The sequence below is a fragment of the Roseomonas sp. FDAARGOS_362 genome, assembly GCF_002754815.1.
Lineage (GTDB): Bacteria > Pseudomonadota > Alphaproteobacteria > Acetobacterales > Acetobacteraceae > Roseomonas > Roseomonas mucosa.
In genome coordinates, this window is the sequence record NZ_CP024587.1 from 89,514 (window position 1) to 114,678 (window position 25,165).

Sequence of the window (25,165 nt, forward strand, 5' to 3'; positions counted from 1 at the left end):
TTGAGGGACGGTACGTTTCTCCCGGCAGATCATCAGCGGCATCTTAGTCAGTACAAGCGCCTGATTTCTCTTACTAGTTCACCCGATACCGAGATGTACCAAAGGGCTGTTTCCGGCTTTCCCGAAATAGGGAAATAGCTCTTTAGGGCTATCGGGTTTCCGTGAAAGCGGGTTACAACGAAGAAGGTGAGCGGGAAAGCCCGGTTTCACGAAACCGGTGTTTCGGGAGAGTTCCATGGCCATTGTGACGTTTGCCCAGGTCAAAGGAGGCTCGGGCAAGACCACCGCCGCGATGTGTACCGTCGCCGAGCTGGTCGCCCGCGGGGAGACGGTGGCTGCCCTGGACCTCGATCCGAACCGCCCCCTGAAGGCATTTTTTGCGAAGGTGCCAGAGCTGACGCGTGTCGAGGTGGCTGTTCCGGATGGGGAGCGCCGGGTCACTGCGCTAGTGCGAGATCTGGCATCCAAGCACAATCATGTCGTGATCGACTTGATGGGCGCTGCCACCAACGACACCCAGGTGGCAATGGCGCTGGCGGACCTCGTCATCGTTCCGTCCCAGATGAGCGAAACCGACCTGCGCTGTGGGGTAGAGACCTGGCGGCAGGCCGAGGAGGCCCAGGAGATCAGCGGTCGCCGAATTGCGCGCGGCATACTTCTGACGAGGACGGCGGCCGGCGCCGCCAGGCCAAGAGTGGAAGCCTTTCTGCGCGAGCAGTACCAGCGGGTAGGCGCACATGTTCTCACGGCTGCCTTCGGTGATCGGGCCGCGTGGAAGGAAATGACTTACACCGCACATATTCCTCACCTCCATGACAGAGGAAGCAATGCCGCCGCTAACTTCGTCGGGGTCTTTGATGAGATGATGGCCCTGATAGCAGGCGATCCCTCCACCCTGGCCAGCGCCGCCTGAAGGATCGACCGATGGCCACCAAACCCCTTCGCCCGGTCCTGCAAGCCCCGGATCTGGGATCTCGCCCCACGCCGGTTCCCACCTCGGCCCACGATCCACGCTTCAGTGCCGCCGAGGTGCTGGAGACCCCAGAAGCCCTTGAAAGAGGCTTGAGAAGCGGCGCAGTGCGGGTGGTCAACCCGGAGACAGCACCGGCAGCGAAGCGAGCCGAACCAGGACTTGTGACGTCAGGCCGATCGCCCGAAATTTCACTGTCTACCAAGGCGCCGGAATACGTCCTGCAGCAGCTTCGGCGACGCTATGCCGAAACTGGGGTGACCATTCGCAACCAGCTCCTCCTTGCTCTGCGCAAGGACGGGATCGAAGTCTTGGAGGCAGACCTGCACGACGAACGGAAGCGCCAACGCAACCCGTAGGTCTCGGGTTTTCGAGGTTTCCGGAAAACCGGAAAGACCGATATAGATCAATCGGTCTTTCCGGTTTTCATGATTGTCTCTCCATATCAAATGCCGGCAACAGCCAGGCGTACCGCCCGCCAGCACAGGTCGTCGCGTTCGTCCTGGGATTGCCGTGCAGGGCCGCTGAAGGTGTGAGGAACCAGGGGAACAGGCCCCTGTAGGCCGAGACCTTCGGCCGTCTCGGCGTGGATGCGTCGCTTCCGTTCGCGATAGACCAGCTCCTCGCTACCCATGGTGGCGACCACCACGAGAGGATGCCCTCGGCGCGCAAACTGGTCCGAACGAAGGATCCAATCCGGGATGCACGGCTCGCGTGCCTCGTCTCTATCCGGACAAAGGTCGTGCAGAGGCCTTTCGATTTCGATCGAAAGTTCGACCTTGAGGGCGAGCCAACGTTGCAGGCGGCGCAACTGGTTCAGCGTGCAACGTTCCGCGGCGCCATTGACCAGCATGAGGTGGGTCTTTGAAATGCAGGGATGCAGGTAGGCGCGCAGCGCCTCAGCAGGCTCCTCCGGTCCAGGCCGACCGATAAGACAGATCGCGAGGTAAGGCGCCCGCGCCATCCCAGATTCGATCCCAGGGACCGCAGGCCCGATCCATTCTTCCCACACGGAGATGCGGCCTCGAACCTCCAGTGGTTCCCCTTGGGCCATCTGCAGCACGCCGGACTTAAACCCGGTCACAACCGACAGCAGGACACCGTAGGTCCTGCCGCGCATGAAGGCATCCCCGGAGGCCGCGTCGATCCGCCTCAACAGGAGCGGTAAATCAGGCCGCCAGGTGCAAAGCCACTCGGCCAGTGGCACGCCGCGATCCAGATCCACCTCCTGTGCCGCGCGACGCAGAGCCCTGAACTGCTCTCCAATCGGCGGCGGAAAACCGGGGCCCAGCCGTTGCAGGCCGGCCTCGGCCGCGAGATGGGTGAGCAGGCAGGCAAGGCTTTCGCGCCTGCGCTCGTAGCTCCGGCGATGCAGCCCCGGCGCCTCGGCCGGCGCCGCCCGGTCCTCGGCGAAGCGGCGAAGCAGCCGCAGCCCGGACACGCCGTGCCGCCGGTCGTAGCTGCGGACCAGATCGGCCTGCTCGGCCGCGTCGAGGAAGAAATCGCATTCCGCCACATGCTCGGCCCAAGGCTCTTCGCTATGGCGCCGGACGTGGCTTTCGGCCACCGGCACCAGCGCGGGCGGGCGGACCCGATCCGGTCTGCAGTCGCAGAAGAACCACCGTGCCTGTTGCTGGTGCCGGCGCACCACCTCGGCGCCGCGGCTGCGCGCCCGCTCGCTCCCGAAGCGGCCAAAGGCCGCGCGTAGCACCGCGTCCTCCTCCGCATCGAGCGGGCGCATGCCGGCTCCGTCTCCACGCCTTCCCACCGCCAGCATGCCGATCTCCCTCGTCTCCAGTCGCCTTTCCCGAGGCTCGCTCGTCACGGTGCGAACGAGCAGCGAAGGCTGCGTGGCAATCCTCTTTCCGTTCGCATCACGGCCCGCGAGCCTGAACCCGATTGGTGCGGAGAGAGGCGAGGCATGGAGGGCAGGAGGGGAGGAGCGGGGCCGCTACCGCGAGCACCGGACACGCGACAAGGGTGCGTCGGCTGGCGCCTCCCGCGCCGGGGCAGGCCCCGGCTGCGCCCTTGTCCCGCGTCCGTCTCGCGGTTGGCGGGTGGAATCACGGTGAAGGATTCCGAGGAATGAGTGGCCCCGATGAGGAGTTGGATAGACTGAGGGAGGGCGTGAACTGTGCCGCCCTGCTGGAGCGCCTGCCGCCCCCCTGGAAGCTGGACAAGGCGGAAAGCACCCGGGACTGCCTGAAGTACCGGCGCGGCAAGGGTGAGATCATCATCGTCAACCATGGCGGCCAGGGCTGGTGGGACGCCGGGAGCACCGCCAAGGGCGATGTGTTCCGGCTGGTGCAGCACCTCCGGCCCGATCTGAACTTCGGCCATGTCCGCAAGCTGCTCCGCGAGATGGTCGGGTTGCAGCCGAGCTTTCCCGAGCACGAGCGGGTGCGTCCGCAAGGGGAGGGGAGCGTCCCACCCGCCATGCGCTGGGCTGCGGCGAAGTCTCTCCGTCCGGGATCGCGGGCCTGGGGCTACCTGGCCGAGGTCCGGCATCTGCCCTCTCCGGTGCTTCGGGCAGCGGCGGCGGCGGGCGCCCTCCGGGAGGGGGCCTACGGCACCGCCTGGTTCGCCCATCGCGACGAGAGCGGCACGCTGACAGGCTTCGACATGCGCGGGCCGGTGTTTCGCGGCTTCGCCAAGGGGGGCGAGAAGACCCTGTTCCGCCTGCCCGGCTGGATCCGCTCGCGGGAGGTGCTGCCGCACCGCCTGGCCGTGGCCGAGGCGCCGATCGACGCCCTGAGCCTCGCGGCGGTCGAACGACTGCGGGGCGACACCCTCTATGTCGCGACCAGCGGCGGCATGGGGCCTGGAACCGTCCGTGCCCTGGACCTTCTGCTGGCCGCCATGGCCGCCCTCCCGGATGCCTGCCTGGCCGTCGCCACCGACAGTGACCCACCCGGCGAACGCTACGCCGCCTTCCTGGGGGAGCGGGCCGCGGCGGCGGGCGTGCCCAGCGAGCGCTGCCTGCCACCGCACGGGCTGAACGACTGGAACGACGCCTTGCGACAGGGGAGGGGGGCATGAGCACCACCGAACGCGCGGCTCCGGCCCCGAGCCACGAAGCGTGGACCCTTGCACGGGCCCTGCACACCGCCTTTCTCCGGCTGCCCGACCGGCTGAGAGCCCGCTGCACGGTGCCGCCGACCGGGGATGCCGCGATCGACCGGCCGGTGCTGGTCGAGGCCTGCGACGGCTCCGACCACTACCGGGGCGTGGTGGTCGCGGGACAGCGCGACGAGAGCGGCCTCTGGTTGCTGGACGACGCCTTCACCCTGCTGACCCTCGACCACGACGACGGCCCCGAGGCCGCGCTTGTCGTCTGCCATGGATGGAACTGCCATGCCGACCGCATCTGACACCACAGACCACGACCACCTGGTGGCCGGGCTGACCCCTGCCCAGGGAGAGGCGGCCGGGATGCACGGGCCGGTGCTGGTGCTGGCGGGAGCCGGAACCGGCAAGACCAAGACGTTGACCGCCGGCGTCGTGCTGCGGATCGCCGAGCGCGGCATCCCCGCCTCTCGCATCCTGGCCGTGACCTTCACCAACAAGGCCGCCAGTGAAATGCGCGCCCGCATCGTCGCCCTGCTTGACGGCCAGGCGGCGCCATCCTGGATCGGCACCTTCCATGGTCTTGGCGCCCGCCAGCTTCGCCTGGAGCCGGAGATGGCCGGGCTGCGCGAGGGTTTCGACGTGCTCGACGCCGACGACAGCCGGCGCCTGCTCAAGCGGATCATGAAGGCCCGAGGTGAGGATGCCGACAACGAGGGCATGGGCAGGGACCCGGTCAAGACCATCGCCGGACACATCGGACGCTTCAAGGACAACCTCATCACCCCGGGTGAGGCAGCGATCCGCGCCGAGGCGATGATTGCTGGAGACCGGATGGCCGACGCCTCCGGCCTGCGCGCCGCGGCGCGTGTCTACCCCGAGTATCAGCGGCGGCTGGTGGAGGCCAACGCCGCCGATTTCGGAGACCTGCTGCTCTGGCCGAGCGTGTGCATGGGACACGACGAGGAACGCCGGCAGCGCTTCGCCAGCCGCTTCTCCTGCATCCTGGCCGACGAGTACCAGGACGTGAATGCCGTGCAGTACCGATGGCTCCGGCTGATGGCCAGGGACCATGGCGAGATCTTCGCGGTCGGCGACGATGACCAGGCGGTGTTCGGCTGGCGCGGCGCGGACATCGAATACATCCGCCGCTTCACGCGCGACTTCCGGGATGCAGCCGTGGTGAAGCTGGAGGACAACTTCCGCTCCACCGGCCACATCCTCGCCGCGGCCAACGCGGTCATCGCGCGCGAGGACGGCCGCCTCGGCAAGACGCTGCGCCCTACCCGCGAGCAGGGCCAGCCCATCGAGGTGGTCAGGTTCCGCAACGACGAGGCCGAGGCTACCGGCATCGTGGCCGAGATCCGCAAGCGCGGCTCGGAGGGCGTGCTCTGGCACGACATGGCCATCCTGTACCGAGCCAACCACCTGTCGCGCAACATCGAGGAGGAGCTGCTCCGCGCAAGGGTGCCCTATGTGCTGGTGGGCGATGTCGGCTTCTACCAGCGCGCCGAGATCAAGGATGCCCTGGCACTGCTTCGCCTCGCCGCAAGCCCTGACGATGGCCAGTCCGACGAGGCCTTCCGGCGCGCCTGCAACACCCCACCCCGCGGCATCGGCCCCAAGGCGCTCGATCTGCTGGAGCGCGACGCCGAATGGCGCGGCTCCTCGCTGCTCGCCGCCTGCCACACCGCGGATCTGCCGGCCAGGGTGCGGGGGGCGGCCGGAGCCTTCGCGGACGCCGTGCGTTCGGTCGCGGCCGACACCGGCGCCACGGTGGCCGACCGCCTGTCCATGCTGCTCGACCGGACCGGCTACCGACAATGGCTGCGCGACAGCCGCGCCGAGACGGTTGAGGGGCGCCTGGAGAACCTGGCCGAGCTGGTGCTGCTGGCCGGAGGCTTCCATTCGGCGACCGACTTGCTGGAGCATGCCGCACTGGCCAGCGCCGCGCCGGGCGAGGAGGCCGGGGGGCGCGTCCAGCTGCTCACCCTGCATCGTGCCAAGGGGCTGGAGTTCGCTCATGTCTTCCTGCCGGCCTGGAACACGACGATCTTTCCGAGCCAGTACGGCGACGCGGCTGAGGAACGGCGCCTGGCCTATGTGGCGCTCACCCGCGGCAAGGAGCGGGTGGCGGTCAGTTATGCCGAGTTCCGCCGCGGCTACGTCGATCCGTCGCCCTTCCTCGACGACATCCCCGAAGCCAACCGGCATGAGGGATGGCTGCGCCCCCTGGAGCGGCGGCCGGCGCGACCCTCGCCCCGCCAGGCCGGCATGGACGCCCTCAACGAGATGCTCGCCGGCCTCCGTACCCGGCCAAGGGCATGAGGGAGCATAAAAGGTAAGGGAGGACGCGACGGCAGGGGAAGGAGATGGACTCTGTGCCACCCTCGGCCGGATCGCCGCAAGGGTGCGTCGGCTCACGCCTCCCGCCGCTGCGCGGCGCCCTTGCCCCGCTCCGCCCGGGGCGGCTGCGCGTGGGGGTCTTCGAGAAGAAGATCAGCAGGAGAGGCTACCCGTGACCCACGCCACCACCATCATGCCCGCGCCGTCCATTCCGATCGCCCGCATCCGCGGCGCCCTGGGCGAGAAGGTGCTGCGCAAGAGCCCGGAGCTGTTCAACCAGTCGCTGCCCACCGTGCTGGCCGAGGTGCTGCAGAACGCCCGCCGTGCCGGCGCCAGCCGGGTCGAGATCGAGCACTTCGGCGAGGAGGGCCGGGCCACCCTTGTCGTGCGCGACAACGGGCACGGCATTGCCGACATGGGCAAGCTGGTGACCTTCGGCGCCTCCGCCTGGGACGAGCGGACGGATCTGGCGGAGAACGCCGCCGGCATGGGGGTGTTCTCGCTCGCCTCGCGCGGCGTGACCGTGCGTTCCCTCGGCCGGCGGGTGACGCTGAGCCGGGCGGTGTTCTGCGGCGAGGCCGACGCCGCGGTGCTGCCTGACCCCGGGATGGACGCTGGCACCGAGCTGACCTTTCCGGTCACGGAGGCTGGTGTCGCACGGCTCGTGGAGCGGGCGTGCCGCTTCTACCCATTGCCGGTGACCCTGAACGGCCAGCCCCTGGGGCAGCGCGACTTCCTGGCCGCCGCCGAGCATGTGGTGGAATGGCAGGGGCTGCGCCTGGGTGTGTTCCGGGAGCCCGGACCTCAGGTGCTGGATCTGTTCGACCGCCACCGTGGCTGGAGCAGCCGTCTGTACCTGAACTTCCACGGCCACGTCGTGGAATGCGGCACGGCGGTCGCCCTTGCCGAGGTGAGGGGGCCCACCCGGAGCGTGTTCGTGGACGTGATGTCGGCCCCGGACCTGCGCCTGGTGCTGCCGGCGCGCAACGAGCCGATCGACAACGACTTCTTCCGCGCCATGCGGGCGCGGGCGGAGCGGGCTCTGCTGGAGGCGGTTGCCCGGCAACCGAAGCATGCGCTGGCCTTCACCGACGCGGAGCGGGCCGAGCGGCTGGGGATCACCCTGCCACCCGTGGAGATCGCGCTGTCTCCCTGGCGGATGGTCACCTACGAGACGCGGAGCCGTCTGGATGGCGTGGAGGCGCCCGTGGTGCTCGGAACGGATGGAACCGAGGTGCTGCTGGCGGACGGCGTCAGGTGGAGTGAGGCCTGCGACCAGGCCAACCTGCACCGCCTGCTGCTGGGCTGGAAGGATGGTCCCCGGGTGGTGGAGTCCAATCCCCGTTTCGCCGGCTATCCCGCCTATGACGCGCTGCGCGTCGTGTGGGAGGTGTCGGCGGTCGGCGTCGGTGCGGACGGTATGACCGAGGAGCTGGCGCCGCCGGTCTCAGGCAGCCCGCCCGTGTCGTGCGAGGACGATCGCCGGGTGGTCGAGACGGTGCGTGCCCGCCTCCTGGTGCAGAACGGAGGCCATTCACCCGGCGTGCCGACCCTTCTGCACGAGGCGGAGGTTCCCTTCTTCTTTACCTCCGAGGCCTTCGGTGATCTGTTCCCGGACTTCGTCGTGACGCGTGGCACCGCTCCCGGTGATCTGACTGATGCCCTGGTTGAGGGGTTCTTCAGCTACAGCGACGATGCTGATGCCGACAGCTACGACCGGCAGCTGGAATGCTTCACGGTGGATGCCCTGGACATGGCTCGCGGACTGCTGCTGGACAATGACGCGGCCGTGGCGGCGCGGATCGTCGACGCCCTCCGGGATTCCCGCTGGGTGCTGCGCACCCTGGGCACCGGGCGCATCGAGCTGCAGATCACCGAATCCCAGGTAGGCAGCACGATCCGCATCGTCAACGCGGCGGGCAAGGAGGTGACGGCCACCCTGTAGGGAGGCGGATTCGAGAGGAGGGAAGGGAGAGGAACGAGGGGGCGGGGGAGGCCCTGCCACCCTCGGCCAGGACGCGGCAAGGGTGCGTCGCTCCGCTCCCGCCGCTGCGCGGCGCCCTTGCCCCGCCCCGGCCGGGGCGGCCGGCGGGCTGGGTCTTCGGGAAGAAGACGCAGCAGAAGGAACGGGATCATGGATCTCGCCGACCGCCTCGCCCGCCGCAAAGGACGCCGCGAGGACCTCGCCGCCATCGCCGGCCTCCTCGCCTTCCTGGCCGCGATCCTGGCCATCGTGATCCTGCCCGGGTTCCTGGTGCAGAGCGCCTCCACCAGCCGCGTGCCCGCCCAGCAGGAGGCGCGGCGATGAGCGGCACCACCCTGACCGGCGGCGCCGGCAAACTCGACGTGGCCGTGGTGGAGGACGTGGTGGAAGACGGCTACGGCCTGGTCCGCACCGCCGAGAGCCCGGCCCTGGTAGTGGCCGTGCTGCATGACGGGACCTCACGTGGCCACGCCCTGGCCCACGGCACCGCCGCCGTGCTCGCCGTGGCGCCCGCGATGCGGCGCCTGCTCGACGAGGCCCTGAACATCTTCCGCGAGCAGTTCGAGGAGGATGAGCCGGTCTCCGGCGCCGACCTCGTGGACTGGTTCGCGGGCTGGCGCCGGAAGGTCAGTGCCCTGCTGACACAGCCCGCGCCACCACCGGAAACCCGCACGGACCCCTGACGGGCGCGCCGCACCCTCCCGGCTGCCCCCACCATCCCCACCCGAAAGGAACCGCCATGCCCAACCCGGCACGGCCGCCACGGCTGCTTGTCCTGCGTCCCTACCTGTCGCACGCCGGTCGTGACGACGCCTACGCGCATGTCGACGCCCTGGTAATGCACACGCGCGACGGCGCGATGCCACGGCGCTACGGCGATCTGCGACCGCTGCTGTGGCACGAGGACGGCGCCCGGCCGATCCTGCACGAGGGCTTCCGCTTCACCTGCCAGATCGACGACCGGCATGCCGAGCCCTACGCACCCCGCTACGGCTATATGCCGGAGTGCGGAGAGGTGTTCACCACCAGCGATCTCGCGCGCTTCGGCAAGCCCCTCGCGGCCCTGCAGCGCGGCATGGCTCGGCTGGTCGAGCAGGAAGGGCGCAGCGAGGATCTGGGCCAGATCCTGGCCCGTCTGGCGCGGGTGCTGCGGGTCGACGGCATCGTCCTGCTGGCGGTTCGGGAACACGGCAGCTTCTTCGCAGAGGATCATCAAATCCGCCTGACGGCCGAGGCGCCGAACTACGGCGAGGTGATCGGTGATCTCGGCTCCGTCGCCCGCGAGCTGCATCTCCACTGCGCGAAGCGCGCGGGCCGCAGCGTGGCCTGAACCATGAGTCTCACCTGCGATCCCTCTGAAGGGCTCCCGGCGGCCTGCCCCTGGTGTGGCGGGCCAGCTGTGCTGGAACTGGCCGAGGCGTGGACCGACCACGCCTTCCAGCTGGAGACCTGCTGCGAGGCGGCCCATGAGGAGGTGTGTGCCGGCCTTGCCGACGATCCCGCCTGGGCGCGCGACCTGCTGCGCCAACTCGGCGCCGAGGTGCTGTTGGGAGGCACGCTTCGCCGGGTGGCCGATACCGGTTGCGGCCAGCTGCTGCTGGACTGGAAGCTCGAGATCCGGCCCGTGAGTTTCGCGGCCGCGGCCGGCTTCGTGCGGCGGCATCACGCCCACAATGCCGCCCCGGTCGCCTGGCGCTACGGCGCCGCCATCGCCAACGGGCCGACCCGGCTGCTGGGCGTGGTGATGGTCGGCAACCCTGTCGCCCGCGGCCTGATGGGCCGCGGCACGGTCGAGGTGAACCGGCTGTGCATCCGCCGCGACGTGCCCCGCGTCCTGGCCTGGAACGCCTGCTCGCAGCTCTACGGCTGGGCGGCGCGGGAGGCCGAAGCGCGGGGCTTCGAGCGCATCGTCACCTACACCCGTGCCGATGAGGAGGGCGGTAGCCTCACCGCCTCGGGCTGGACCAGGGACGCCCGCGTGCGCGGCCGTTCCTGGAGTAGCCCGGCCCGGGCGCGCCGCGATCAGGGCGTGCCGATCGACAAGTGCCGTTGGTCCCGCCTCCTGCGGCCTCGCCGGGCAGCGGAGCGCCCATCCGCGCCGAATCCCGTCATGCCTCTCACCCTGGATGCTCCCGGGTGAGCCGGCCCGTCCGACAACACCAGCAAGGAGGAGCCACGCCGTGGCCACCATCAACATCGTCCTGTCCGCCTATCCCGGCCGTCGCGTGCGCGAGGTGGGCTGCAGCTGGACCTCCATCGGCATCGGCATCGGCGGCGGCACGCCGACGCGCCGCCTGGCCGTGCAGGGCCTGGGCGGCATCACCGAGGCCGTGTCCGCCTTCGGCCGCGACGTGCTGGCCGCCAACCCGGAGGCAAGCTTCGTCATCTCCGTCACGATGGCAAGCGACCAGCGCAAGCCCCGCGGCTTCGACGACGCCGAGAGGGCCGGGACCTTCGGCCAGCACGCTCATCTGCGCGATGACGTTGGCGAAGAAGCGAATTACCGGAAGCTGGCCAGTCCGACCGTTTCCGCCCCGACACCGGCTCCAGTCCCGGCATGAGGCAGGAGAGATGAGAGACAGGGAGGAGGGGCGTGCCGCACCCCGTCCCCCGCCGCAAGGGCAGGGGCCTGACGGCCCGCCGCTGCGCGGCGCCCTTGCCCCGGGGGCACGGGGCGCCGGCGACAGGGGAGGTGTTCGGAAAGGAACACCGCCATGGAAATCCGCCGCCTTGCCGCCCGTCCGGGCACGGCCCTGCTCACCCCGCTCGCGCCCGCCGCCGCGAACGACGCGATCGCCTGCTCCCGGTGCAGCACGGCCTTCGGCACCGATCCGACGCTTGCGGTTGACTGCCCGGTCTGCCGCGCTCCGCAGGGCGAGCGTTGCCGCCAGCCGGCGCAGGGCGGCTTCCACCGCTCACACTACACCCGCGCCCGCATGGCGCTGGCCCTTGGTCGCATGGGCGCCTGCCCGGCCCTGACCTGGGACGATCTCCACGCCCTGCCAGTGCGCGTGGCGCCGGCATCCCCGACCATCGACCAGCCCGTCCCCGAGAGCCCTTGAGGAGCCCCCCATGAGCGCCGTCCGCACCTTTCTCGACCTGTCCACCGCCCATCTCTCGGATGAGGATCGGACGCTGCTCGAAGCCTGCGCCGGACACGACACCGGCGAGGTCCTCTGCGCCAGGACCCCCTACGGCTGGTTCGTCTTTGCCTGCGAGGAACGGCCAGAGATCTCCGACACCCTCTGGGGATTGTTCCAGAGCGCCCGGGAGCAGGGCTGCGAGTACCTCCTGTTCGACCGTGACGCCCCGATGCTCGACGACTTCGCCACCTTCGAGTGGCACGCCTGATCCGGTGATCCCGGAAGAAACGGGGCATCGGGAGAGCAGGGCCGTCCCGCACCGGGGACGGCCGCCGCAAGGGGCCGTCGGCTGGCGCCTCCCGCGCTGCGCGCGCCCTTGCCCCAGCCGCCCCGGATGCGGGTTCGGGTCGCATCGCGAAAGGAGACAGGGCGATGACGACCACGATCCACAATCTCAAGCGTGAGGCACTGCGGCCGGGCGATGTGCGGATCGACCGCCGCACCGAGTTCGGCAATCCGTTCGTGCTGGGGCGCGACGGCACCCGGGCGGAGGTGATCGCGCAGTTCGAGGCCGCCGAGCGCGCGCGGCTCGCCGACCCGAAGACCGGCGCGGCGCGGCGGGCGAAGGTGCGGGCGATGCACGGCCGGCGGCTTTTCTGCTGGTGCGCGCCGCTGCCCTGCCACGGCAACGTTTACGCCAGGCTCGCCGCCGAGCTGGTGCAGGCCGAAGGCGAGGCGAAGCCGTAGGGCAGGCGGAGGAGAAGGAAACCAGCGGCAGAGAGAGGGGAGGGAGAGGCGAGCCGTCCCGCACCGGGGACGGCCGCCGCAAGGGTTCGTCGGCTGGCGCCTCCCGCGCTGCGCGCGCCCTTGCCCCGGCCGCCCCGGATGCGGGGGCGGGGAGGTGTTCCGAGAGAATGAAAGGGAACACCGATGGCCCATCCCCGCCGCCAGTCGTCCGAACGCCCGGCGTCCCGCGACCACTACGCCGAGATCACGGCCCAGGTGATCGCGGCACTGGAGGCGGGCACCCTGCCGTGGCGCCGTCCCTGGGACCAGGACAAGGCCGGCGCCGGTCCGCTCTCGCCGCGCAATGCCACCACCGGCCGCCGTTATCACGGGATCAACCTGCTGCTGCTCGGCATGACGGGCATGGCCTTCGCCGGCACCGACCCCCGGTGGCTGACCTACAAGCAGGCCGAGGCGAAGGGCTGGCAGGTCCGCCGCGGCGAGCGCGGCTCGCGCGTGTTCTTCTTCCGCAAGCTGACCCTGCGCGACGGCGACGCCGCGCCGGATGCCGGCGGCGAGGGGGAGGGGGCCACCCGCACCGTGCCGGTGCTGCGCGCCTACACCGTATTCCACGCGAGCCAGGTGGACGGCATCGCCCCCTTCGAGGCGCCTTCCGTCGAGGAGGCGTCCTGGCGCACGCCCGAGGCAGCCGGGACCATCATGCGCAACAGCGGCGTGGTGTTCCGCGAAGGCGGCGACCGTGCCTTCTACTGCCCCGCCACCGACCACATCCAACTGCCCCCACGCGCCGCCTTCGCGAGTCCGGAAGGCTATTGCGCGACGGCGCTGCACGAGCTGGCGCACGCCTCCGGCGCGACGCACCGGCTCGACCGCGACCTGACCGGCCGCTTCGGCAGCCAGGCCTACGCGCAGGAGGAGCTGCGCGCCGAGTTGGCCTCCTGCTTCATCGGCGCCGAGCTGGGCCTGCCCTGCGATATCCCCAACCACGCCAGCTACGTGGCGTCGTGGCTCAGGACGCTGCGCGAGGACAAGCGCGAGATCTTCCGCGCCGCGGCGGAGGCACAGAGGATCACCGACTACCTGCTGGCCTTCCACCCCGGATACGCCCGGATCGCGGCCGAGGACGCACGGCGCGACGAGGCCGGCGACGAGGCGTGAGCGCCACCCTGAGGCAAGGCCAGGCCGGGGATGCGCCCGACCTGCGCTCCTACGACCACGTCGTCCTGTTCACCTCCGGCGGCAAGGACGCCACGGCGTGCCTGCTGCACCTGCTGGAGCAGGGCGTGGACCCGGCCCGCATCGAGCTGCACCACCACGAGGTGGACGGCCACGGAGCCACCTTCATGGACTGGCCGGTGACGGGCGCCTACGTCGCCGCCCAGGCGGAGGCCTTCGGCCTGCCGCTGTTCCGCTCCTGGCGCGAAGGCGGCTTCGAGCGGGAGATGCTGCGCCAGGATGCACCGACGGCGCCGATCCTGTTCGAGACGCCTCATGGCCTCATGAGGGCAGGAGGCGCGGGGCCACGCAACACCCGGCTGCGGTTCCCCCAGGTCTCGGCCGACCTCTCGGTGCGCTGGTGCTCGGCCGCGCTCAAGATCGGCGTCGGCGCCGCCACGATCGCCGGTCAGGACCGCTTCCTGGGCCGCCGCACCCTGGTCGTGACCGGCGAGCGGGCGCAGGAAAGCGCGGCACGGGCACGCTACGCCACCTTCGAGCCGCACCGCACCGACACGCGCGGCGGCACACGCCGGTCGCGTCATGTCGACCATTGGCGGCCGGTCCATGGCTGGGACGAGGCCCGGGTCTGGGAGGCGCTGCGGCGCCACGGCGTGCGGCCGCACCCGGCCTATGAGCTGGGCTGGTCGAGGCTGTCCTGCATGGCCTGCATCTTCGGCTCGGCGGCGCAGTGGGCGACGATCCGCCATATCGCGCCAGCGCTGTTCGAGCGCATCGCGGCCTACGAGGAGCGGTTCGGCCGCACCATCCAGCGCGCCCGCTCGATCCGCGCCCTGGCCGATATTGGCCGTCCCTACCCGGTTGCCCTCGCCCGTCCCGACCTCGTGGCGCTTGCCCTGGGCGAGACCTGGGATCTGCCGATCCTGGGGTCGCCCTTGGCCTGGACCCTGCCAGCAGGCGCCTTCGGCGAGGCCGCCGGGCCTTCCTGACCATACCCCTGTTTCCACCCCCGCACACAAGGGAGGCCCCCATGGGCTGGCTCGTTTCCGATCGCCCCCTGACCCACGAAACCCCGGCCGCCTATCTGTCCCGGGAGTTCGCCTGCGCCAACGAGACCAACCGCACGGAGGTGCTCGCCGCGAGCCAGGTGAAGGGTGCCGTCTACCTGGCGGTGCGCCACACCTCCCTCACAGGCGAGCGGGCTGGCCGCTCCTACGTAGTCGGCCTTGAACAACGTCTTCAGGCTGTCGCCCCTGCGAGCAGGGTGCGGCCTGTCGGGACGCTGGCTTGGCTGATCGGGGTGAGGATTGCCTGTCGGAGGGCGGCGAGGAGAGCGGCCAAAAGGGCCCTGAGGTGGGCGAGGATCTTGCGGATGTTGTGGCCGCAGCCGCAGAGGACGGCGTAGAGAGCATCGCCGAGCGTGCCCTTGAGGGCGCAGCGGGCGAGGCGGCCATCGGTCTTCATGTGGCCGATCTCGGGCTCGATGGCGCTGCGGCGGCGGAGCAGCCGGCGCAGGCGGGGCGTGAGGCCGCGGCTGGTGCCGCTGACGAGCACCCTGGTTGCCGTGACGCCATGGCCGCGGTAGCCGCGATCGACCACGGCGAGGCTGGGACGCTGGCCGGTGAGGGTCTCGACCTGCTGGAGGGCGTCGGCGAGGGTGTGGCCGTCGTAGGGATTGCCGGGCTGGCTGCGCATGCCGACGACGAAGCCACCGGCGAGGGTGGTGGCGATGCTGACCTTCGTGCCGAACTCGTAGCGCACCCGCGCCTTGCCCTTGGCGATGCAGTCCACCTCGGGCTCGTGCAGGGCGTAGAGCTTGCGGGACGACTTCGGTGTCTGGAGCAGCAGGCGGGTGACGAGGGCGATGCGCTGCTCGATGCGCGCCCGCAGTGGCCCGTCAGGGACGGCGCCGAGCTTGCGTTCAACATCGCGCAGGATGCGGCCGGTGTAGCCCTTGAGCGTGCGCAACGCCTTGCGCATGCGGCGGAACTGCCGGGCGTGGGCGTAGCGCCCCACCTGGCCGGCCAGGCGCGGCGCCAGGCGATTGTAGTTCTGGCGCAGGGCGATCCCGGCCTTGTGCGCCAGCGTCACCAGCGAGTGGCGGGCCCGCTCATAGAGGCGGCTGTCGGTCGGATGGGCGATGGCCTTCTCCATCACTGTGGTGTCCACTGCGATCTCGGCCAAGCTGTTCGACGTCACAGCTCCCGAAGCCTGAGCCGCCTCGATCGTCCTGGTCAGCAACCACTCGACACCTTCCTCACCGATGCGACCGCGCCAGCGGCTGAGAGAGGAGGGATGGATGGGCGCACGGTGCTGGAAGAAGGTCTCACCCGTGAAGTGCTGGAAGTACGGGTTCTCCACCCAGCGCGCGAGCACCGCCTCGTCGGAGAGGCCATGGGCGTGCTGGAGGTACATCAGCCCGGCGACCAGACGCGGATGCGTGGCCGGCCGTCCCTCAGCGGCGGGGAAGAAGCCGGCCCATTCCCGCTCGAACCAGGACCAGTCGATCAGCGCCGCCAGCCGCACCAGTTCGTGCCGCCCATCGATCATGTCGACCAGCCGCGGCCGCAGCAGATCGGCCTGTTCCGGCGGGCGCGGGCGGTGCTTCATGCCCACAAGATTCGCAGGGTTTGTCGTCGAAAACAATCGAACCCTGCAAATCCAGGTCGCCGAGCCCGGAAAATCTCACAGCTAGATCAGTGCCTTACGAGTTATTCAAGGCCGACTACGTATTCTGCGCCGTCGTGCTCGTCTTCAACAACGCCCGGCAGGGCTTTGGCCGAAAGACCATGGACGAGAGCTGCGGCCCCTGTGAGGTCGACTGCCCGGCCCGGATCATGGCGCTGCTCTCGCCGATCGAGGACATCCCCAATCCTGGCTACGCAGCGGATTGGCGCGCACGGGTCGCCGCGGCGGCGGCCTTGCGCCGCGAGGCGACCGCCAGCGGCCGGAACCTCGATCCCGGACAGCGGATCAGCCTTACCCAGCAGATCAGCTTTGACGGCGGGCGGGTCGTCACGAGCGAGTTCGAGGTCGTGCCGACGCCGCCCGGCCGGCGCGGGCCGATCTTCCGGCCCGTGGGGCACGACTTCCTTTGCCGGGTGCCCCGTCACCTCCTAGCCACGGCGATGCACGTCGCGGGCGGCGCCGCTGACACAGCATCCCGGAGCATGCCGTGATCGCCCAGGCGGAGGTCCGGGACGGCAACACCAGCGAGGCGGGCCTGCGCCGCCTACGCCAGTCGGAGAGGACCGAGGCGTACCGGCGGATGGTGCTCATCCTCACGGTCGGCAGGAGCGAGACACAACCCGACCTGCTGCTGCCGTGACAGCGGGGCCAGCGTCTAAGCCTCCTGAAAGCCTGCAAGCCTGCAAGCCTGAGTTCGGGAAATCCCGAAAGAGGGAAAGCAGGAAAGCAGGAACGAGAGAATCAGGGGCGAGAAGCTGCTGGCATCCCGGCCGTCCCGGCACCGCTGCGCTCCATGGCCGGCAGCGCAACCCAGCCCGTCTGGGCCGCAACCCTGCGGGCCGCGTCCTGCGCCGGCCAGGGCCGCTCCCCGGCCATGGTGCCGGCCCGCCCGCGCTGCCCGCGGCGGAGGGGTCATAGGAACAGACCCACAGGAGGCTCCATGGGAAACAGGTACGAGGCCTGCCATTCGCACAGCCAGTTCCCCGGCACCGCCGTCACCGTGACCGCCCCCTGGCCGCTGCGCCAGAGCCCGCCGTCCTGGCTGGCCTGACAGCCTGAGCGGCACCTGAACGGCCCGCTCTCCCCGAAACCTCCGCCCCTCCTCCAACCACCGCATCGCACAGGTCACCCGGTCGCCCGCATGGGCCGCCGGGCGGCCGCGCATGCGCGCTCGGGAACCCGCGCCATGGCCAAGGCCAAGTCCTCCCTCGACCAGCTCAGCCTGTTCGACACCACCGCCCTGACCTCCTTCTCGCTCGACGGCGGCGGCTTCGGTACGCTGCTGCCGCCTCTCGATGCGACGGAGGAGGAGCCGGACGACGCGCCGATCGCGCCCGCCGTGCCGCGCGTGGTCGCCCACGACTTCCGCCTCGCCGGCGACCGTGGCCTCGCCAGCAGCTGGAAGGCCCGTGCCGCAGGCAACCTCGCCGCCATCCGGCTGATGCAGCGCATCGAGGCCGAGACGCGTCCGGCGACCGCCGAGGAGCAGGCGGTGCTGGCGCGCTTCGTGGGCTACGGCGCCTCCGACTTGGCCAACGCGCTGTTCCGCCGCCCCGGCGAGGCATGGCGGGAGGGCTGGGCCGAGCAGGGCGACGGGCTCGAGCAGGCCGTGTCCGCCGCGGAGCTGGCCAGCCTCGCCCGCTGCACGCAGTACGCACACTTCACCCCCGAATACGTCGTGCGCGCCGTCTGGGCCGGGCTGACCCGGCTCGGCTTCCGTCAGGGCAGCATCCTGGAGCCCGGTTGCGGCACCGGCCTGTTCCTGGCCCTGCGGCCGGAGGGGATGGCGGACTGCTCCACCGTGACCGGGATTGAGATGGACACGGTCACCGCCCGTATCGCGGCGCTGCTCCATCCGAAGGCCTGGATCCGCCAGGAGGACTTCACCCGCGCCCGTATCCCCGAGACCTTCGACCTCGCCCTCGGCAACCCGCCCTTCTCGGACCGCACGGTGCGGGCCGACGACCCGGCCGGCAAGCTCGGCCTCAAGCTGCACGACTACTTCATCGCCCGTGCCGTCGAGCGCCTGAAGCCCGGCGGATTGGCCGCCTTCGTCACCAGCCACGGCACGCTGGACAAGGTGGACCCCAAGGCACGCGAGCACATCGCGGGGATGGCCGACCTGGTGGGCGCGATCCGCCTGCCCGCCGGCAGCTTCGCCGCGGCCGCCGGCACCGACGTCGTGGTGGACATCCTGTTCCTGCAGCGCCGCGAGCGCGGTGCCGAGCCGAACGGGGTGGAATGGGCCCATCTCGCGGAGGTGGTCCCGGCCGAAGCCGGCGAGGCGGCGATCCACGTCAACGCCTGGTTCGCCGCGCACCCGGAGACGGTGCTGGGCCGCCACGGATGGACCACCGGCCCGTTCGGCCTGGCCTACGACTGTGCCCGCGACGGACGTGACCTGGACGCCGCCCTGGCCGAAGCCGTCGCCCGGCTGCCCCAAGGCATCCACCAGCCGCCGGCGGACGCCGTGGCGGCGCGCCCGGCGAGGACCGCCGCCCGGGCCGGCACCGCCGCCGAGGGTGCGACGATCAAGGAGGGCTCCTACCTGATCGGCGAGGGTGGCGTGCTGTTGCAGGTGGTGGACGGCACCGCCGAGCCGGTCGCGGTGAAGTCCGGCAAGGGCACGGTCGGCCTGTTCGCGAAGCACGCCCGCATCATCCGCGGCCTGATCCCGGTCCGCGAGGCGGTGCGCGGGGTGATCCGTGCCCAGGAGGCCGACCAGCCCTTCGGCGCCGCCCAGGTGCGGCTGCGGGCGGCCTATGGCAGCTTCGTGCGCGCCTTCGGGCCGATCAACCTCACCAACATCAGCACCAGCACGGATGAGGAAACGGGTGAGGTCCGCGAGACCGTGCGCCGGCCCAACCTGCAGCCCTTCCTCGATGACCCGGATTGCTGGCTGGTCTCCTCGATCGAGGAGTACGATCCCGAGACCGGCACCGCCCGCAAGGGGCCGATCTTCACCGAGCGGGTGATCCACGCCCCGGCCGAGCCGATGATCGTCTCGGCCGCCGACGCGCTGGCCGTGACGCTGGCCGAGCGTGGCGTGGTGGACCTAGCCCATGCCTGCGACCTCCTCGGCCGCGACCGCGAGACGGTGCTGGCCGAGCTGGGCGACACCGTGTTCCTCGATCCTGACCTGACCACCGAGGGCTTCGAGGCCTGGCAGACCGCCGACGAGTACCTGTCGGGGCAGGTCCGCCGCAAGCTCGCCGCGGCCCGTGCCGCCGCGACGCTGGATGCGCGCTACGCCCGCAACGTCGTGGCGCTGGAGCGGGTGCAGCCCGAGGACCTGCGCCCCTCCGACATCACCGCCCGCCTCGGCGCCCCCTGGATCCCGGCCCGGGACGTCGCGGCCTTCATCCAGGAGGTGATCGGGGTGGAGACGCCGGTCCGTCACACCGTCGAGGTGGCGCATTGGAGCATCGACGTCCACCGTTTCGTGGGGCTGGCCTCCGCCACCTCGGAGTGGGGGACGCACCGCCGCCACGCGGGCGAATTGCTGGACGATGCCCTGAATGCCTCGATCCCGCAGATCTGGGACGTGTGGCGGGACGCCGAGGGCGAGCACCGGCAGCTCAACGCCCAGGAAACCGAGGCGGTGAAGGACAAGCTGGCGAAGATCAAGGACGCCTTCGAGCGTTGGGTCTGGACCGACAGCGACCGCGCCGAGCGACTGGTCCGCCTGTATAATGACGCCTTCAACAGCCTGGTTCCCCGGCACTTCTCGGGCGAGCACCTGCAGCTGCCGGGCGCCTCCACGGTGATCCAGCTGCGCCCGCACCAGAAGCGTGTCGTCTGGCGCATCGTCGCCTCGGGGCAGACCTACGTCGCCCACGCGGTCGGCGCCGGCAAGACCTTCACCATCGCCGCCGCGATCATGGAGCAGAAGCGCCTCGGCCTGATCTCCAAGGCCATGCTGGCCGTGCCCGGCCACTGCCTGGCCCAGGCCTCGCGCGAGTTCCTGCAACTCTATCCGGGTGCCCGCATCCTGGTGGCCGACGAGACCAACTTCTCCAAGGACAAGCGCGCGCGCTTCCTGGCCCGGGCGGCCACCGCCAACTGGGACTGCATCATCATCACCCACTCGGCCTTCAAGTTCATCGCCGCCCCGGCCGCGTTCGAGCGTGGTCTCGTACAGGACCAGCTCGATGCCTACGCGGCCCTGCTGGAGAAGCTCGATGGCGACGACCGCATCGCCCGCAAGCGCATCGAGCGCATGAAGGAAGGCATGCAGGAGAAGCTCGAAGCGCTCGCCTCGGCCAAGGACGACATGCTGACCATCGCCGAGATGGGCGTCGACCAGGTGATCGCCGACGAGGCACAGGAGTTCCGGAAGCTCTCCTTCGCCACCAACATGGGCAACCTCAAGGGCATCGCCCCGGACGGCTCGCAGCGCGCCTGGGATCTGTTCGTGAAGTCACGCTTCGTGGCGACCGTGAACCCGGGCCGGGCGCTGATCCTCGCCTCCGGCACTCCCATCACCAATACCCTGGGCGAGATGTTCACCCTGCAGCGCTTCATGCAGCCGGAGATGCTGGAGGAGCGCGGCATCCAGGAGTTCGACGCCTGGGCCGCCAACTTCGGGGACACGCGCACCGAGCTGGAGCTGCAGCCCTCGGGCCTCTACAAGCCGGTGACCCGCTTCTCGGAGTTCGTCAACGTCGCCGACCTGATCGCCATGTTCCGCTCGGTCGCGGACGTCGTGCTCAAGGACGACCTGCGCCAGTACCTGAAGCTGCCCGCCATCCAGGGCGGCCGGCGCCAGATCGTCACCGCCCCCGCCAGCCCGGCCTTCCGGGACTACCAGAGCGCCCTCGCGGCGCGCATCAAGGCCATCGAGGCGCGCAAGGGCAAGCCCCAGAAGGGCGAGGACATCCTGCTCTCGGTCATCACCGATGGCCGCCATGCCGCCATCGACCTGCGTTTCGTCGTGGCGGAGGCGGAGGATGACCCCGGCAACAAGCTCAACGCGCTGATCGACAACGCCTTCCGCATCTGGTCGGAGACGCGCGGCAAGGTCTTCCGCAACCCGGACGGCACGCCGCACCCGACCCCCGGTGCCACGCAGATGATCTTCTCCGACCTCGGCACCGAAGGGGCAGCGGCGACGCGGGGCTTCTCGGCCTACCGCTGGATCCGGCAGCGCCTGATCGGCCTCGGCGTGCCGGCCGAGCGCATCGCCTTCATGCAGGACTACAAGAAGGCCGAGGCCAAGCAGGGCCTGTTCACCAAGCTGAACAACGGCCAGGTGGATTTCCTGCTCGGTTCCTCGGCCACCATGGGAACGGGGGTGAACGCCCAACGCCGGCTGGTGGCGCTGCATCACCTCGACGTGCCCTGGCTGCCCTCCGAGATCGAGCAGCGCGAGGGCCGTATCGAGCGGCAGGGCAACCAGAACGACGAGATCGGCCTCTACGCCTACGCGACCCTGGGCTCGATGGACGCCCAGATGTGGCAGAACAACGAGCGCAAGGCGCGCTTCATCGCGGCGGCGCTGGGCGGCGACCGCTCGATCCGCCGGCTGGAGGATATCGGCTCCCAGGCGAACCAGTTCGCGATGGCCAAGGCCATCGCCTCGGGCGACCCCCGCCTGATGCAGAAGGCTGGGCTGGAGGCCGAGATCGCCCGGCTGCAGCGCCAACGGGCGGCGCATTTCGACGACCAGCACGCGGTGCGGCGGCGCGTCGCCGAGGCGCGCTCGGCCATCGGCCGTGCCACCCAGGCCATCACCGACACCGAGGCGGACCTCGCGCGCCGGGTATCGACCCGGGGCGAGGAGTTCCGCATGGAGGTGCAGGGCAGGACCTTCGCCGAACGCAAGGAGGCGGGGGCCGCACTGCTGAGGATCCTGCGCACTGTGCAGTTCGAGGGCCGCCAGGGCGATTGGGAGCTCGGCGCGGTCGGCGGCTTTCCGCTGACGCTGGAGGCCCGCCGTTACCGCCAGGGGGCCGATCTGGACATCCACCTGCTGCTGGGCCGCGCCTACGGCCAGCAGGAGATCCAGGTGGAGGACGACCTGTCCGCGCTCGGACTGGTGGCCCGGCTCGAATACGCCCTGGGACGCTTCGAGGCGGAATTGGCCGGGCACCGGCGGGACCTGGAGGAAGCCGAGCGCCGGCTGCCGGCCTACCAGGCCCGGCTGGGCGACGCCTTCGAGTTCCAGGCCGAGCTGGATGCCAAGCTGGCTGAAATGCAGGCACTGGAGGCGGATCTGGCGCAGAGTGGCAAGGAGGAGGCGGTTGCCGCGGCGGCATGACTGTCCATCCCGAATATCCATATTTTCTGGATATTCGGGATCCGGATCTCGGCCGCGAGGCGCTTGAAGCAGGCAGAGGAGGAGGAACGGGTACGTCTCGTCAGCGCGCGGCGGGCGACCAGGGCGGAACGGAGGGCCTACGAGGATGGCAGCGATCAGTAAGGAGCAGCGCGAGCGCCTGGAACGGCTGGCCGCCGCGCCGGAGGATGAGATCGACACCACGGACATTCCGGAAGTCCGGGACTGGTCCGATGCGGTGCGCGGCGGCCTCCACAGGCCGCGCAAGGAAGCCATCACGATCCGGCTGGATGCGGATGTGCTGGCCTGGTTCAGGGAGCACGTCCAATCGGGCCGGGGCTATCAGACCGAGATCAACCGAGTGCTACGCAAGCATGTGCGGAATGCCGCGAAGGGGGGCAAGACCCTGTAGCTCGGCCTTGGACCGGCCGTGCAAAAAGAAAGGCGGCGCCCGAGGGTGCCGCCCAAGTTTAGGGAGGAAACGTCCAAGTAAGGCGGCAACCCAGCGGGTGCCGTGTCGCCGCACCCCGCACCATGACCCAGGCTGCCCTTCGGGTCCAATCAAATGACGCGCCGCAGCAGAACGGGCCGAGCCGGTGTCCTCGTGCTCCGCTCTCATGCCTGGGATGTTGGAAAGCCGGAAAGCCGGAAAGCGGGAAATCGGGAAACACGGAAAGCGGGGGAGAGGAGGAGCAGGAGCGCTGGCATCCGGGCACCGCCCGGCACCGCTTCGCTCCACGGCCGCCTGCGCAGCCCTGCCCCGCTGGGCCGCAGCCCGCCCTGCCGGGCTGGGCCGCGTCCGGCGACGGGTCAGGGCCGCTCGCCCGCCGTGGTGCCGGACGGCCCCCGGCCGCCGGCGTGGGAGGGGTCAGCCCAGGAATGGGGTGACGGGAACCCCGGTCCGGAGAGCCACTCTCGCCATGAAGATCGTCCACGCCAACCCGCGCAAGCTGCGCGACAACCCCGAGAACCCCCGCCGCACCAGGCCGAGCGCGGAGGCCGACGCGCAGTTGCTCGCCAATATCCAGGCGGTCGGCATCCTGCAGCCGCCCACCGCGCGCGAGATCGCGGGTGAACTGGTCCTGATCGCCGGCCACCGTCGCCGCGACGCGGCCATCAAGGCGAAGCTGAAGGAGATCGCCGTCCTCGTCCGCGAGCCCGGCGACGACGCCGCGCAGGGCGGCGACGGCGTGCGGGCGCTGGCCGAAAACATGGTCCGCACCGCGATGAGCCCGGTAGACCAGTGGCGCGCCGTCGAGGCGCTGGTCGGGGAGGACTGGACCGAGGACGCCATCGCAGCCGCGCTGAACCTGCCGGTGCGCCGCATCCGCGCCCTGCGCCACCTCTCGCGCGTGCATCCGGCGATGCTGGACCACATGGCACGCGGCGACATGCCGACCGACCAGCAGCTCCGCACCATCGGCCTCGCCTCGGCCGAGGATCAGGCCTCGGTCTGGCAGAGGAGCAAGCCGAAGCGCGGCGAGCGCGCCCACTGGCACGGTATCGCCGCCGCCCTGGAGAAGCGCCGCATCCCCTTCGCCGTCGCCAGGTTCGGCGAGGCCGAGACCGAGGCCTTCGGGATCGTCTGGCAGGACGACCTGTTCGCCCCCGCCGGAGAGGAGGGCCGCTTCACCACCCAGCTCGACGCCTTCCTGCAGGCGCAGCAGGCGTGGCTGGAGGCCAACCTGCCAGACCGCGCCGTGCTCCTGGGCCTCGACGAGTGGGGCCGCGTCATGTTCCCCAAAGGGGCGCAGGAGCTCTACTACAAGCAGCCCCGCGACGAGTTCGACCGCATCGGCCTCACCGTCGATCCGCGCTCCGGCGAAGTGCGGCAGACGCTGTTCCGGGAGGCACCGCCCCGCGAGGAGCGCGGTGGCCGGGGCCGTGAGGCATCGGCCGATGGCACGGTGCTGCCCAAGGTCACCCGCCCGCCGCTGACCCAGAAGGGCGACGCCATGGTGGGCGACCTGCGCACCGACGCGCTGCACGAGGCTTTCGCGCAGGCCGAGATCCCGGACCAGACCCTGATCGGCCTGCTCGTGCTCGCGCTCGCCGGGCAGAACGTGCAGGTCCGCAGCGGCGCCAAGGGCGACGACCTGTACGCCGGAGCGCGCGCCGCGATCGCCGCCGGCCTCCTCGAAGGCGGCGTGCTCACCGCAGACGCGGACGCCCTGCGTGCCGCCGCCCGCGCCATGCTGCGCCAGGCGCTGTCCTGCCGGGTGGGCTTCTCCACCTCGGGCCTGGTCGCCCGCTACGCCGGGGTGGCTGTCGATGCCGACGCCTACCTTCCCACCACCGCCACCGAGGAGTTCCTGGCCCATCTGAGCAAGGACGCGATCATGGGCACGGCCAGCGCCAACAACGTGGCGCCGCGCAACACCGGCAAGGCAACCCGTGCTGCGGTGGTCGAGCGCTTCAAGGGGCAGACCTTCCTCCACCCGCTGGTGCGCTTCGCGCTGACCACGGAGGAGCAGCGCAAGTTGGCCGAGCAGCGGCAGCGGGAGGAGAGCCGCGCCGCCCTGCGCGCCAGCTGGCAGTCCTCTGGGGAGGATGATGGGGAGGACGAGAGCTCCGGCGAGGAAGAGACCGCGGGCAACATGGATATGGATGGCGAGGAGGTGGATCTCCCTACCGATGGCCTCCATCCGCCGTCCGGCAGCCAGCCCCCGGTTGTCCATACCACCTGACACCGCAAGCCTGGTCGCATGGCCGACGCCCTGGGAAGGCTGAGAAGCGGACGCAGGACACGAAGGCCCCTGCCGCATCCGTCCCCCGGCGGCAAGGGTGCGTCGCTGCGCTCCCTCGCTCCGCTCGCCCTTGCCCCCGGC

At 70.4% G+C, this 25,165-nt stretch carries 23 protein-coding genes; 21 read left to right on the forward strand and 2 right to left on the reverse strand.

From position 1 onward, the window contains the following. Positions 1 to 235 precede the first annotated feature (235 nt). Together CTJ15_RS04485 and CTJ15_RS23875 are read left to right on the forward strand one after the other, a co-directional pair. The gene (locus tag CTJ15_RS04485) at positions 236 to 913 is read left to right on the forward strand and encodes a ParA family protein (RefSeq protein ID WP_019462461.1); all 678 of its coding nucleotides are present in this window, start codon (positions 236 to 238) and stop codon (positions 911 to 913) included. A gap of 11 nt (positions 914 to 924) precedes the next feature. Then, the gene (locus tag CTJ15_RS23875; RefSeq protein ID WP_126281826.1) at positions 925 to 1,329 is read left to right on the forward strand and encodes a hypothetical protein; all 405 of its coding nucleotides are present in this window, start codon (positions 925 to 927) and stop codon (positions 1,327 to 1,329) included. 86 nt (positions 1,330 to 1,415) lie between these two features. Here CTJ15_RS23875 and CTJ15_RS04490 read toward each other — a convergent pair whose 3' ends face one another. Next, the gene (locus CTJ15_RS04490; protein ID WP_019462459.1) at positions 1,416 to 2,711 is read right to left on the reverse strand and encodes a hypothetical protein; all 1,296 of its coding nucleotides are present in this window, start codon (positions 2,709 to 2,711) and stop codon (positions 1,416 to 1,418) included. 344 nt (positions 2,712 to 3,055) lie between these two features. Between CTJ15_RS04490 and CTJ15_RS04495 the strand changes: the two genes are divergently transcribed. The 14 genes from CTJ15_RS04495 to CTJ15_RS04560 all read left to right on the forward strand — a co-directional run bounded on the left by CTJ15_RS04495 (position 3,056) and on the right by CTJ15_RS04560 (position 14,361). Continuing rightward, positions 3,056 to 4,009: a DUF3991 and TOPRIM domain-containing protein gene (locus tag CTJ15_RS04495; protein ID WP_039732971.1), complete on the forward strand. Its 954-nt coding sequence runs from the start codon at positions 3,056 to 3,058 to the stop codon at positions 4,007 to 4,009. Beyond that, complete coding sequence (locus CTJ15_RS04500) at positions 4,006 to 4,341, forward strand: hypothetical protein (RefSeq protein WP_019462457.1); 336 nt, start codon at positions 4,006 to 4,008, stop codon at positions 4,339 to 4,341. The genes CTJ15_RS04495 and CTJ15_RS04500 overlap by 4 nt, the downstream gene beginning before the upstream one ends. Continuing rightward, a complete protein-coding gene (locus CTJ15_RS04505; protein WP_083854036.1) occupies positions 4,325 to 6,364 on the forward strand; it encodes an ATP-dependent helicase in 2,040 nt (679 codons plus the stop codon). Before CTJ15_RS04500 ends, CTJ15_RS04505 begins: the two co-directional genes overlap by 17 nt. A gap of 190 nt (positions 6,365 to 6,554) precedes the next feature. Further along, positions 6,555 to 8,327, forward strand: coding sequence for an ATP-binding protein (locus CTJ15_RS04510; protein WP_019462455.1), 1,773 nt, complete (start codon positions 6,555 to 6,557; stop codon positions 8,325 to 8,327). Between the two features lie 189 nt (positions 8,328 to 8,516). After that, positions 8,517 to 8,690, forward strand: coding sequence for a hypothetical protein (locus CTJ15_RS24235; protein ID WP_019462454.1), 174 nt, complete (start codon positions 8,517 to 8,519; stop codon positions 8,688 to 8,690). Then, entirely contained in the window at positions 8,687 to 9,049 is a 363-nt protein-coding gene (locus CTJ15_RS04520; RefSeq protein ID WP_019462453.1) for a hypothetical protein, read from the forward strand. The genes CTJ15_RS24235 and CTJ15_RS04520 overlap by 4 nt, the downstream gene beginning before the upstream one ends. Before the next feature lie 56 nt (positions 9,050 to 9,105). Then, entirely contained in the window at positions 9,106 to 9,696 is a 591-nt protein-coding gene (locus tag CTJ15_RS04525) for a hypothetical protein (RefSeq protein ID WP_019462452.1), read from the forward strand. A 3-nt stretch (positions 9,697 to 9,699) separates the two neighbouring features. Continuing rightward, positions 9,700 to 10,506, forward strand: coding sequence for an XF1762 family protein (locus tag CTJ15_RS04530; protein WP_193009594.1), 807 nt, complete (start codon positions 9,700 to 9,702; stop codon positions 10,504 to 10,506). 40 nt (positions 10,507 to 10,546) lie between these two features. Further along, positions 10,547 to 10,927 carry a hypothetical protein gene (locus CTJ15_RS04535; protein WP_019462450.1) on the forward strand — a complete coding sequence of 127 codons (381 nt, stop codon included), beginning with the start codon at positions 10,547 to 10,549 and terminating at the stop codon, positions 10,925 to 10,927. Between the two features lie 153 nt (positions 10,928 to 11,080). After that, on the forward strand, positions 11,081 to 11,428 hold the full coding sequence (locus CTJ15_RS04540) for a hypothetical protein (RefSeq protein ID WP_019462449.1): 348 nt from the start codon (positions 11,081 to 11,083) through the stop codon (positions 11,426 to 11,428). Between the two features lie 10 nt (positions 11,429 to 11,438). Then, entirely contained in the window at positions 11,439 to 11,717 is a 279-nt protein-coding gene (locus CTJ15_RS04545) for a hypothetical protein (RefSeq protein ID WP_019462448.1), read from the forward strand. A gap of 164 nt (positions 11,718 to 11,881) precedes the next feature. After that, positions 11,882 to 12,196 carry a DUF4326 domain-containing protein gene (locus CTJ15_RS04550; RefSeq protein WP_019462447.1) on the forward strand — a complete coding sequence of 105 codons (315 nt, stop codon included), beginning with the start codon at positions 11,882 to 11,884 and terminating at the stop codon, positions 12,194 to 12,196. Between the two features lie 183 nt (positions 12,197 to 12,379). Continuing rightward, on the forward strand, positions 12,380 to 13,354 hold the full coding sequence (locus CTJ15_RS04555; protein WP_019462446.1) for an ArdC family protein: 975 nt from the start codon (positions 12,380 to 12,382) through the stop codon (positions 13,352 to 13,354). Further along, a complete protein-coding gene (locus CTJ15_RS04560; protein ID WP_019462445.1) occupies positions 13,351 to 14,361 on the forward strand; it encodes a phosphoadenosine phosphosulfate reductase family protein in 1,011 nt (336 codons plus the stop codon). Before CTJ15_RS04555 ends, CTJ15_RS04560 begins: the two co-directional genes overlap by 4 nt. 250 nt (positions 14,362 to 14,611) lie before the next feature. On the opposite strand, the gene CTJ15_RS04565 is transcribed toward CTJ15_RS04560, so the two are convergent. Further along, complete coding sequence (locus CTJ15_RS04565; protein ID WP_226945876.1) at positions 14,612 to 15,982, reverse strand: IS5 family transposase; 1,371 nt, start codon at positions 15,980 to 15,982, stop codon at positions 14,612 to 14,614. Between the two features lie 89 nt (positions 15,983 to 16,071). On the opposite strand from CTJ15_RS04565, the gene CTJ15_RS04570 reads away from it, so the two are divergent. The 5 genes from CTJ15_RS04570 (at position 16,072) to CTJ15_RS04585 (ending at position 25,024) form a co-directional block, all read left to right on the forward strand. Next, a complete protein-coding gene (locus CTJ15_RS04570) occupies positions 16,072 to 16,551 on the forward strand; it encodes a hypothetical protein (protein WP_099781246.1) in 480 nt (159 codons plus the stop codon). Next, positions 16,548 to 16,700 (forward strand): hypothetical protein, encoded by a 153-nt coding sequence (locus tag CTJ15_RS24240; RefSeq protein WP_019462443.1) that lies wholly within the window; start codon positions 16,548 to 16,550, stop codon positions 16,698 to 16,700. The genes CTJ15_RS04570 and CTJ15_RS24240 overlap by 4 nt, the downstream gene beginning before the upstream one ends. Before the next feature lie 546 nt (positions 16,701 to 17,246). After that, positions 17,247 to 22,319 (forward strand): N-6 DNA methylase, encoded by a 5,073-nt coding sequence (locus CTJ15_RS04575; protein WP_019462441.1) that lies wholly within the window; start codon positions 17,247 to 17,249, stop codon positions 22,317 to 22,319. A 145-nt stretch (positions 22,320 to 22,464) separates the two neighbouring features. After that, positions 22,465 to 22,749, forward strand: a complete 285-nt coding sequence (locus CTJ15_RS04580; RefSeq protein ID WP_019462440.1) for a BrnA antitoxin family protein — start codon at positions 22,465 to 22,467, stop codon at positions 22,747 to 22,749. A 508-nt stretch (positions 22,750 to 23,257) separates the two neighbouring features. After that, the gene (locus CTJ15_RS04585; RefSeq protein ID WP_019462439.1) at positions 23,258 to 25,024 is read left to right on the forward strand and encodes a ParB N-terminal domain-containing protein; all 1,767 of its coding nucleotides are present in this window, start codon (positions 23,258 to 23,260) and stop codon (positions 25,022 to 25,024) included. Positions 25,025 to 25,165 lie beyond the last annotated feature (141 nt).

Coding starts and splice junctions, on each gene's coding strand:
- CTJ15_RS04485 (WP_019462461.1), top strand. CDS start 236: ATGGCCATTGTGACGTTTGCCCAGGTCAAAGGAGGCTCGGGCAAGACC.
- CTJ15_RS23875 (WP_126281826.1), top strand. CDS start 925: ATGGCCACCAAACCCCTTCGCCCGGTCCTGCAAGCCCCGGATCTGGGA.
- CTJ15_RS04490 (WP_019462459.1), bottom strand. CDS start 2,711: ATGCGCCCGCTCGATGCGGAGGAGGACGCGGTGCTACGCGCGGCCTTT.
- CTJ15_RS04495 (WP_039732971.1), top strand. CDS start 3,056: ATGAGTGGCCCCGATGAGGAGTTGGATAGACTGAGGGAGGGCGTGAAC.
- CTJ15_RS04500 (WP_019462457.1), top strand. CDS start 4,006: ATGAGCACCACCGAACGCGCGGCTCCGGCCCCGAGCCACGAAGCGTGG.
- CTJ15_RS04505 (WP_083854036.1), top strand. CDS start 4,325: ATGCCGACCGCATCTGACACCACAGACCACGACCACCTGGTGGCCGGG.
- CTJ15_RS24235 (WP_019462454.1), top strand. CDS start 8,517: ATGGATCTCGCCGACCGCCTCGCCCGCCGCAAAGGACGCCGCGAGGAC.
- CTJ15_RS04520 (WP_019462453.1), top strand. CDS start 8,687: ATGAGCGGCACCACCCTGACCGGCGGCGCCGGCAAACTCGACGTGGCC.
- CTJ15_RS04525 (WP_019462452.1), top strand. CDS start 9,106: ATGCCCAACCCGGCACGGCCGCCACGGCTGCTTGTCCTGCGTCCCTAC.
- CTJ15_RS04530 (WP_193009594.1), top strand. CDS start 9,700: ATGAGTCTCACCTGCGATCCCTCTGAAGGGCTCCCGGCGGCCTGCCCC.
- CTJ15_RS04540 (WP_019462449.1), top strand. CDS start 11,081: ATGGAAATCCGCCGCCTTGCCGCCCGTCCGGGCACGGCCCTGCTCACC.
- CTJ15_RS04545 (WP_019462448.1), top strand. CDS start 11,439: ATGAGCGCCGTCCGCACCTTTCTCGACCTGTCCACCGCCCATCTCTCG.
- CTJ15_RS04550 (WP_019462447.1), top strand. CDS start 11,882: ATGACGACCACGATCCACAATCTCAAGCGTGAGGCACTGCGGCCGGGC.
- CTJ15_RS04555 (WP_019462446.1), top strand. CDS start 12,380: ATGGCCCATCCCCGCCGCCAGTCGTCCGAACGCCCGGCGTCCCGCGAC.
- CTJ15_RS04565 (WP_226945876.1), bottom strand. CDS start 15,982: ATGAAGCACCGCCCGCGCCCGCCGGAACAGGCCGATCTGCTGCGGCCG.
- CTJ15_RS04575 (WP_019462441.1), top strand. CDS start 17,247: ATGGCCAAGGCCAAGTCCTCCCTCGACCAGCTCAGCCTGTTCGACACC.
- CTJ15_RS04580 (WP_019462440.1), top strand. CDS start 22,465: ATGGCAGCGATCAGTAAGGAGCAGCGCGAGCGCCTGGAACGGCTGGCC.
- CTJ15_RS04585 (WP_019462439.1), top strand. CDS start 23,258: ATGAAGATCGTCCACGCCAACCCGCGCAAGCTGCGCGACAACCCCGAG.